This is a genomic window from Methanobrevibacter sp. (assembly GCF_017432245.1).
Lineage (GTDB): Archaea > Methanobacteriota > Methanobacteria > Methanobacteriales > Methanobacteriaceae > Methanobrevibacter.
On sequence record NZ_JAFRJO010000055.1, the window covers coordinates 1 to 9991 of the forward strand.

Consider the following 9991-nt stretch of genomic DNA (forward strand, 5'->3'; position numbering starts at 1 on the left):
CTTCATCAATGTCCTTTTCGATAGCTCCAATGGTAAGAGCACGATTATTGTTATAAGAAGTACCAAAACTTACTACTAAAATAATCTTATCAGTCATAATATCATCCTTAAAAATAAAAAATATTTCACTTTATTGATTAAATTAATCCAATTAAATTTTTTAAAGAAAAATTTAACATTACTAAATTATACTTTATTTAAAGAAATATTTAAAAATATTGATTAAAAATAATTAATAAAATGAAAAAGGAATGAAGAAAAATAAAAAAAGAACTAAAAAGATAAAAAGAGAATAAAAAATATAATTCATGAAATTTCATGAAATGACAAAAAAAATAAAAATGAAAGAAAATTAAAAAGAAATTAAAAATAAAATCTATTTATTTTGATCTCTCAAGATATACAATAATGCATTTGAAATGGCAGCTGCAACATTGCTTCCACCTTTACGTCCACGAGCGACAATATAAGGAACATCACATTGCATAATCAACTCTTTTGATTGTACTACATTAACAAATCCTACAGGAACCCCTATGATGAGTTCAGGAGTGAGTTTTCCTTCCTGAATCAATTCATACAATCTAATCAAAGCGGTTGGAGCATTTCCTATTGCAAAAATCAATGGTTTATCTAAGCTTGCTGCCTTATCCATAGAAGCTCTTGCACGTGTAGACCCATTCTTTTTGGCAATATCTCTAACATCATCATCACTCATAAAGCAAAAGACTTCACCGCCATACTTCTTAAGTTCTGCCTTATTGATTCCTGCTTTTGCCATATTAGTGTCAGTTACAATGCAAGCACCGTTTTTAATTGCTTCCAATGCCTTATCAACTACATCTTCTGAAAAGCATAAGTTATCCACATAATCAAAATCAGCAGCTGTGTGAACTGCTCTTTTAATAATTGGCGCTAATTTAGGGTCAATTTCATGAGGAAGTTCAGATTCAATAATTTCCATACTCCTGCTTTCAATTTCAGCAGGTTCAACTTGTTCTAATTCAATTTTCATACTATCACTTCAATTTTACAATGAATAACTACTAAATTACTAATAAATATAAATTAAGAAATAAATTGTCAAGAATGATTCAAAATATAATTTTAACCATTCCAATTCCTTGCATTACTCACAAAAGACTTTGCAAAATCAGGATTTGCAGGAAGGTAAATATGTGGGAAACCAGCATAAAGACTGTCAGAACCATGACAGCACAGGTATTCCACGCCATTGGATGCCTTTTTAGCCATAAATGCTTCTCCACAGTTTTCACTATCATAATAATGGAATTCATGCACCCTAATGCTATCTCCTTCATTGCATAACAAGTTGTCTTGCAATGCCTTTATCTCAATATAACCGAATCTTTGCAATTTGTCTGTTTTTATGCAATTTCCTTTGATAAAACCAACCATAGGGATTTCTTCAATTGAATCATGCAAATACATGAAGCCTCCACATTCGGCTATTGTAGGAATTCCCCCTTCTATTATGTCTTTTATTTCATCACATAATTTCCTATTTTTAGACAATTCTTCTGTATACAGTTCAGGATAACCTCCGCATAAATATAATCCAGAGATATCTTTAGGAAGCTCTTCATCTTCCAATGGGCTGAAATAGACTACTTCACAGCCTAAATCTTCTAATATCTCAATGTTTTCCTTATACATAAAGCAAAAAGCATTATCACGGGAAACTGCTATGCGAGTCTTTTTATCAGAATCAATTTTTGCACTGCTTTCAATCAACTCTTTATAATCTTCACTTGCTTCAAGGACTGGAGCGGATTCGGCCAATTCATACAATCCATCCAAATCGATGTACTTTTCTGCCAATTCACGAAGACCATTGATTTTCTCTTTAATGTCCTCAATTTCATCTGCAGTGATCAGTCCTAAGTTCCTGCTGCCTATTGAATACTTCTCTTCTCTTGGCAAGAAACCGTAAGCCTTAACGCCTGCATTTTCCACAATATCCCTTAAGAGAGGATACAACATTGGAGAAATTCCATTGAATATGACTCCTTCTACCATGCTTTCCTCTTTGAAATCCTTGAATCCTTTTATGATTGCTGCAGCAGAATTGCTCATTCCTTTAGCATCAATAATGAGTACAGCAGGAGCCTTAATTGATTTTGCAACTTCCCAAGCGCTTGCTCTTCCTTCAACACCTATTCCATCATAAAATCCCATAGCCCCTTCGATTATGCTTAAGTCCTTTCCGCAATTTCGAATGAACTGGTCGCATAACATCTGCTCAGTTGAAAAGTAAGGATCCAAGTTATGGGTCTCTACATTAAAGACCTTACGATGAAACATTGGGTCAATATAATCAGGACCTGATTTGAAGGAAGCGATTTCCAAACCTCTTTTTTGGAATGCTGCAAGCAAAGCCATAGTGATTGTTGTCTTTCCACAGTTACTGCTGGTTCCGGAAATCAATATTCTATTCATCTTGACCACTTCCACTAATAATGAATATAGGGTTTTGAGCCATCAACATATGCAAATCACCGATTTGCCTACCTTTAGAAACTGCAACTTGAACAATGTCACCACTTATTCCAACATTCTTTAAGGAATCCAATCCAGCCATTGCACTTTCAAGAGTAACTGCAGTTATGACAAACCTCATTTTATCATTAATTCCATAAAGATAATTGACTATTTCTTCCATATTTCCAGAGCTTCCTCCAATAAATGCCACATTCGGAACAGGTAAGTCCTTAAGGCATTCTGGAGCCAATCCGCAGATGGCTTCCACATTATCCAAGTGGAACTTTTGGCAATTTTTATTTAACAATTCAATTGCCTCTTCATTCTTGTCAAAGGCATAAACCTTTCCATCATATGCTGAAAATGCCATTTCAATTGTTACTGAACCGGTTCCGCAACCGATATCATAAGCCACATCATCAGGATTTATTGATAATTTAGACAAGCATACAGCTCTAACTTCAGACTTTGTCATTGGGACTTTTCCTCTAATGAATTCCTCATCTGGAATTCCTGTTCTGATTCTTGAATCAAAATCAGGATTTTCTATAATCAAAACGGTTAGGGAATTGAACTGCTTTCCAGCTAATTCAGATATTGTGGATTCTTGAATGGACTCTTCATCTGAGCCTAAATTCTCACCAACCCAAACCTTCAAATCGCCGAATCCATATTTTACCAATTCCTTCTGCAATTCTGGAATGTTTTTACCTGTTAATGCAAAGGTAAATCTATTTCTGCGAACTGATGAAACAATATTCGTATCAAGCCCATGACAACTTATCAAATTAGCATCTTTCCAAGGGAGACTGCATTTTGCAAAAAAGTATGATACAGATGAGATTCCAGAAACAAGATTAGGATTATAATCCTTTAGGACATCAACCAATTTTTCAGCAGCACTATAAAATCCAACATCGCCAGAAACTAATATCGCTATTTTTTCTGCATCTGTCTCTTCTATTATTTCAAGTATGTCATTAGATAAATAAGCATTAAAACTAGGTTTATTCATGTGAGAAAACTCATTGATTAATCGTTTAGCACCTATTAATATATCTGCTTCAATGATTAATTCTAAAGCTTCAGCGGTGAGTGTCTTTTCACTCATACCCATTCCAATAATATTGATTTCCTTCATAAGCATTTACTCCTAATGGTGTCCTTAGCTTCTTCTACACTTATCCCTTCTTCATTGACTAATCGGGACAATACAACAACTTCCATACCACATTCCTTTGCAGCATCTGTCTTTTCTAAAAAACCTCCAACATTGCCGGAATCCTTAGTTACAAGTATATCTGCACCGATTTCCTTGAATTGTGCTTTATTGAATTCCTTAGAAAAAGGACCTTGCATTCCACAAAGGTTTTTCATAGGATAACCTAGATCAAGGCATTGCTTCATTCCTTCGGGTGAAGGTAGCATTCTCAAGTAAACCCTTTCCTGGAAGTTTTCCACATCTGTTAATGCGGGAGCCTCTTTCGCTCCCATTGAAGAAAAGATCAATCCTTCAGTAGTGTTAAGATAATCAATTAACTCTTCCATACTGGATACTTTTACAGCATCTTCAATCTCAATTGATTCTCTTAAGACTCTAATGTATTCAATGCCCTGTTCCTCACAAATCTCCTTAATGTGTTTGCTAATTTCTGTAGCATAAGGATGTGTAGCATCAAAAACAAATTCAGTCTGCTCTTCTTCAAATAGTTTTCTCATAGGGCCAGGTTTTAGTCTTTTAGGCTGAACTATAACTGGAGGTTCATATTCCAATACTTTCTCCCCATATTCTGTAGCAACACAAACTATAGCAGGAATCTTATTTTGAGATAGGAATTCAGTCAATAGACGTCCTTCAGTAGTTCCTCCAAATAAAACAATTTTGTGCATATTCACACCTCTAATCTGAAAACTTTTTAGTTAAATAATAATTAAATATAATTTGAGAACTTATTAATTAATTTAATAAATATCATATCATTTATATTATACGCCTTTATAACCTCTTGGGGTTACCATTTTATCATCAATGACTTTTGTATTGGAATTTCCGATGAAAACAGTGGTAAACATATCCACTTCAGTGTCCTTAAGCTCCAAAAGATTGGTGATGTAATATTCTTCACCCTCTCTACCGATGTTTCTCACATATCCGCAAATGGTGTCTTCACCTTTGAATTTCAATAAGATTTCACATGCCTTTTTCAAGTAATCCTTTCTTTTATGACTTGAAGGATTATAAAGGCAAATGCAGAAATCCCCTTCACCAGCTAATGCCAACCTTTTTTCAATCAATTCCCAAGGAGTTAATAAATCTGATAAACTGATTACAGCAAAGTCATGACCTATTGGAGCGCCTAACACTGCAGATCCACTTAAAACAGCACTTATTCCTGGAACAATATCGATTTCAACATCAGGATAGTCAACTGAAAGCTCATAAACCAATCCAGCCATACCATATACTCCAGCATCTCCACTGCATACTACAGAAACACATTTGCCTTCAGATGCTTTTTCCAATGCCATCTTACAGCGGTCAACTTCTTTTGTCATTCCAGTGTAGAGATACTCTTTTTCAGGCAAGTACTCTTCTACAAGTTCAACATATTTTTTATAACCTACAATTAAATCTGATTCCTCAAGAGTCTCTTTAGCAGCTATGCTAAGGTATAACTCATTTCCAGGCCCAATACCGACAACAGATACACATTTCATAAATTTTCCTCCAATAGACACCTAATGATTTTAGTATTATTATTAATTTATAATTATGAATTAACTTTTTTTGAATTATTTTTAAATTATTGAATTATTATTTCCATGAAATAATAGGATCATTCATTGCTAAAGCAACAGTCACACCTGCCCCATCACAAGTGTCCTTTCTTCTAATCAATTTTCCATTGCTTTCCATAATTGCGGAACGTTCACAGACATTGTCCACTTCCACAACACTTTTAACAAATTCAGACTTTGTAAAATCTCCTTCAAGACTGTTAAGTTCCTCTGCACTATAAGTATTAAATGGCAAATCATATTTCTTTGCAAATTCTAAAATTCCTTTTTCATTAGCCTTTTTATCAATGCTTGCCAAAGCATTTATAGCCAAAATATGATAATTTTCACTTTCAAGTATATTTAAAATGGAGCTTTCTATCGCTTCAAAGCTTATGTCTTTTCTACATCCAATGCCAACTGTAATGATTTGTGGGACTAATAATAATGTATCATTCTTACGTTCATTTTCTAAATCGTTATGAGTGATTATCACATCGTATCCCACATTAGAATCTTCTAAATCATTAAGATAAACATTCTTAGGCAAATTTCCTTGAATAGGATAATCTGATTTGACATGTAGGGATTCACCTTTTAAAAGTTTAGATGAGACCAGTTTAATGCATTGTGGATTTAAAATCTGTAATCCTTGGCTTTTTGCCCAAGTATCCACTGCAAATACCTTATTGATATCAGTGGCAGTTGTAATTACAGGAATTGCATTTAATATTTCAGATATCCTTAATGCCAATTCATTAGCGCCTCCAATGTGTCCAGAGAGAATAGGTATTGAAAACTGTCCTAATTCATCTACAACAACTACAGCAGGATCCTTTGTTTTGGTCTTGATGTAAGGAGCAATTGCCCTTAGTGCGATTCCTATTGCCCCTATGAAAATAAGCGCATCACTTGTGGAGAAATGTTCCTCACTCCAAGTTGACAAAGCGCCTTTCCCACATCGAGTAAAATCCACATCATTAACTTCAGATAATGAATTTGATAACTTATAGGCAATTTCCATACCATTATCCGTAAATGCAATAATCGATACTTTCATTCTTAACCTCACATAGTCAAGGAAAACCATTCATAAACTTAAACTCAAATAAAATTATTTTTTAGCTTGTCTGAATTCAGTTGAAAAATCATCTGCATAAAGACGTGACAATGAATATTCACTGTCTAAAACATCTCCAACAATTATTAAAGCAGTTTTGGTAATGTTATTTTCCTGTGCAGTTTCATATAATGTTCCAACAGTACAGCGCATAACCTTCTCATCAGGCCAAGTTGCCTTATAAACGATTGCTGCAGGAGTGTCTTCAGTGTACTTTCCTTTTACAAGCTCTTTAGATAAGTCCTTAAGGAGACCTGTACTCAAGAAAATCACCATGGTTGCCCCATGTTCTGCAAATGATGCAATGCTTTCCTTTTCAGGAACTGGGGTTCTGCCAGCCATACGTGTAATGATTACGCTTTGACTTACATCAGGCAAGGTATATTCAGCTTTCAATGCAGCTGCTGCACCACAGAAACTTGAAACTCCAGGGCATACATCATAAGAGATTCCTTCTTCATCCAAGCGATCCATCTGTTCACGGATTGCACCATAGATACTTGAATCTCCAGTGTGTAAACGAACGGTCATCTTATTTTCCTTTTCAGCTTCAAACATCTTTTCCAAGACTTCATCTAAAGTCATTTTAGCGCTATCATAAATTTCACATGAATCCTTAGCATAATTTAACAAATCAGGATTAACCAATGAACCTGCATAAATTATAAGATCCGCCTCTTTTAGGAGTTCTGCTCCTCTTATGGTTATTAAATCAACAGCTCCACTTCCTGCTCCAACAAAATGAATCATTATTTTTTCCTCCAATATTTCCAATAATAATCAAATAAAGATTATCTTAAATAGTCAGTTATTTTTACTTTTTCCATAATTCTTTCAAATCATCTACATTTTCACTTTCAAATAAAACTCCAGAATACTCTCCAGTATTGGCAAAGCATATGAATCCTACATTGATGTCATCTGGAACTCTTCTATCAATATTATGTTGTATTCTATCATTTAAGACTTCCATAGTATTATCCAATAAGTCATTTTCATACAAGATATCCAACACAGCATTTGTAGTAACACATTTTTGAATCTCTTTTAGGATTTTCATATTTGCACCTGCATCCAATGCACAGGATAATAATGTTTCTATCCTTCCATCACCATTATGTGAATGGGTGTTAAACATTCCTATTCCCAGTTTTACAAATTTACCTATATGGCCAACTAAAAGAATATTCTTGAACCCAAATTCAACAGAGCTATCCAATGCAACATCAATGAAATTACTGCACATTATTCCAGGTTTTGTAGATAAGTTCAAATCTTCTTCTGTGAATTTTTTACCAAAATTACCTAAGAAAATAAGTATGGACTCATTGCTTTCTGCAGCAATGACACTGATTTCCACCTTGATTGAATCAGCTAATGCCTTGGCACTCATTGGCTCAACAATACCTGTTGTACCCAATATTGAAATGCCCCCAACTATACCTAATTCAGGGTTGAAAGTTTTCTTTGCTATTTCTTCACCCTTCGGTACAGAAATTAAAACATGAAAGCCACCCCTATAATTATATTGCATCGCCAATTCATTTAATGAATCCTTTATCATTTTTCGAGGAACAGAGTTTATAGCAGACATACCAACTGGTTGATCTAGCCCACCTTTAGTTACTTTTCCAACTCCTTTTCCACCTTCAATAATAATTTCTGAAGAATCCGGCAATAAAGTCACTTTGGAAGATACCAATATCCCATTAGTTATGTCAGGGTCATCACCACTATCCTTTTCAATAGAACAGCTTGCCACATTATCATTAAACTGAGGGTTTAAAACATCAATTAGGAGATCAGTTTGATTAGGTGTTGTGATTGCTACAGAATCCATTGATTCCTGTTTAAAGAGCATTGCAACTGCTGCCTTAGAAGCTGCCGCTGCACATGTCCCTGTTGTATAACCGCAACGCAATAATTTTTGATTAACCAAACGTTTTTCTGCCATATGAAATCCCCAATAAAACTAATGAGTTCAATTACTTTACTACAACAATAGTGAAATATCCCATATTTTCATCAAATTCATCTAAAGAATTATAGATCTTTTCATTTTCCAAACCACAGTTTTCAACTGCATAGACATTATCCTCAAGATTTAATTCCTTCAATGTTTCGATTAATTTAGGCATTGACCTGCCTATTTTCATCAATACCTTAGAACCAGGCATTTGTAAAGCTTCCTTTAAGTCTATTCCTGTTGCAGGAATAATATGCAAAGGATCATTCATTGTAGTCAATCCTATTCTTAATTTGGAAGCTGAAGCGCAAAAGCTTGTTACACCTGGAATGACCTCTACATCATAATCTTTTTCCAATAATTGATCCATTGTATATGCAAATGTTGAGAAGATAGTTACATCCCCTAAATTTAACATTGCTACATCTTCACCTTCATCAAGAACCTTAGCAATTGATTCCGCAGCATTCTTATGGCTTTCAGCTAAAATGTCCTTATCCTTAGTCATTGGAAACTCTAAAAGCATTATTTCCTTTTGGGATAAATCTGTAGCTTGAGATACAATAGACAATGCCAATGAATCACCGGTTCCAGTATGTGGTGTTGCTATATATTTGCACTTGGATATTATGTTCATTGCCTTTACAGTAATTAACTCAGGGTCTCCTGGCCCAATACTTACTCCATATAATGTTCCCTTTTCCATTTTAAAACCTTTATTATCTTTTAAAAAAAATAATTATGAATATTAAATTGTAAATTTAGATTAATTTAATATCAAATAAACTATATTCATTGCAATAACCTTTTAAAAAAAGTTAAAAAATATAATGAACTTTATAATTATAATACTGTATTTTAAAAATATGTTATTGAAAATATATAAATATACTCTCAATTATAGTTTAATAAATTAAAAAAATATTTGAAGAAATAAAAATAAAATATAAAAAGTAGTTCGTTAAGAATAAAACTAATTATTCTTGGATAAAAAAAGGCTGGCAGCTAAATGAAATTCCCATAGACCGAAACCCATAGTACACAAACAAAACGCGAAAAGACTTAACTTCTGGGATCGAAACGAGACCAGGTGTAACCCCATCGCTATGACCGCCAAACCTATATGATTATGATAGAATCAAGACATAATTTGACTCATAAAATAAATGATCTTAAATAAACGTACATTTTCACCCAAACTGAATACACCAAACCGAATCCTAACTGTCCATCACGAACACTAGGAATTCAAACATAGCATTAATTTTCAATAATAAAAGAAAATAAAGCAAGCGAACAATTGGAAGCAGCGGACTAAACAACTCGGAAAAAAACCTCGAAGCTCACATCCCTACCCCATCAAACGAGTCTTCTACTCGCGTCCTAAGCAATCTATTTTCAGGGGACACCTCAGGCTTAGATGCTTTCAGCCTTTATCGTCCAGTGCGTAGCTGCCCAGCAATGCCTTATCAGACAACTGGTAAACCAGAGGCACCGACAACTCGTTCCTCTCGTACTGGAGCCACCTTCCCCTCAGACTCCTAACACAGCCATTAGATAGCAACCAACCTGGCTCACGACGGTCTAATCCCAGCTCACGTTCCCCTGTAATGGGCGAACAACCC

General features: G+C 34.4%; 9 protein-coding genes and 2 rRNA genes. All 11 read right to left on the reverse strand.

The features are described 5' to 3' along the window. Positions 1-376: 376 nt before the first annotated feature. Positions 377-1015, reverse strand: a complete 639-nt coding sequence (locus tag IJI80_RS04790) for a precorrin-8X methylmutase (protein WP_292788101.1) — start codon at positions 1013-1015, stop codon at positions 377-379. A 92-nt stretch (positions 1016-1107) separates the two neighbouring features. Next, positions 1108-2460 carry a cobyrinate a,c-diamide synthase gene (locus tag IJI80_RS04795; protein ID WP_292788102.1) on the reverse strand — a complete coding sequence of 451 codons (1353 nt, stop codon included), beginning with the start codon at positions 2458-2460 and terminating at the stop codon, positions 1108-1110. Continuing rightward, positions 2453-3643, reverse strand: a complete 1191-nt coding sequence (cbiE, locus tag IJI80_RS04800; protein ID WP_292788103.1) for a precorrin-6y C5,15-methyltransferase (decarboxylating) subunit CbiE — start codon at positions 3641-3643, stop codon at positions 2453-2455. The genes IJI80_RS04795 and cbiE overlap by 8 nt, the downstream gene beginning before the upstream one ends. Continuing rightward, positions 3640-4392, reverse strand: coding sequence for a precorrin-6A reductase (gene cobK / locus IJI80_RS04805; RefSeq protein ID WP_292788105.1), 753 nt, complete (start codon positions 4390-4392; stop codon positions 3640-3642). Before cobK ends, cbiE begins: the two co-directional genes overlap by 4 nt. Before the next feature lie 96 nt (positions 4393-4488). After that, entirely contained in the window at positions 4489-5220 is a 732-nt protein-coding gene (gene cobJ, locus IJI80_RS04810; RefSeq protein ID WP_292788106.1) for a precorrin-3B C(17)-methyltransferase, read from the reverse strand. A gap of 97 nt (positions 5221-5317) precedes the next feature. Further along, positions 5318-6340, reverse strand: a complete 1023-nt coding sequence (locus tag IJI80_RS04815; protein ID WP_292788108.1) for a cobalt-precorrin 5A hydrolase — start codon at positions 6338-6340, stop codon at positions 5318-5320. 54 nt (positions 6341-6394) lie between these two features. Then, positions 6395-7150, reverse strand: a complete 756-nt coding sequence (gene cobM, locus IJI80_RS04820; protein ID WP_292788110.1) for a precorrin-4 C(11)-methyltransferase — start codon at positions 7148-7150, stop codon at positions 6395-6397. A gap of 64 nt (positions 7151-7214) precedes the next feature. Beyond that, positions 7215-8354 (reverse strand): cobalt-precorrin-5B (C(1))-methyltransferase CbiD, encoded by a 1140-nt coding sequence (cbiD, locus tag IJI80_RS04825; RefSeq protein WP_292788111.1) that lies wholly within the window; start codon positions 8352-8354, stop codon positions 7215-7217. A 31-nt stretch (positions 8355-8385) separates the two neighbouring features. Further along, on the reverse strand, positions 8386-9072 hold the full coding sequence (gene cobI, locus IJI80_RS04830; protein ID WP_292788112.1) for a precorrin-2 C(20)-methyltransferase: 687 nt from the start codon (positions 9070-9072) through the stop codon (positions 8386-8388). A gap of 290 nt (positions 9073-9362) precedes the next feature. Then, positions 9363-9484: ribosomal RNA gene (gene rrf, locus IJI80_RS04835) — 5S ribosomal RNA — on the reverse strand. Between the two features lie 162 nt (positions 9485-9646). Then, a 23S ribosomal RNA gene (locus IJI80_RS04840) occupies positions 9647-9991 on the reverse strand; the annotation flags it as partial.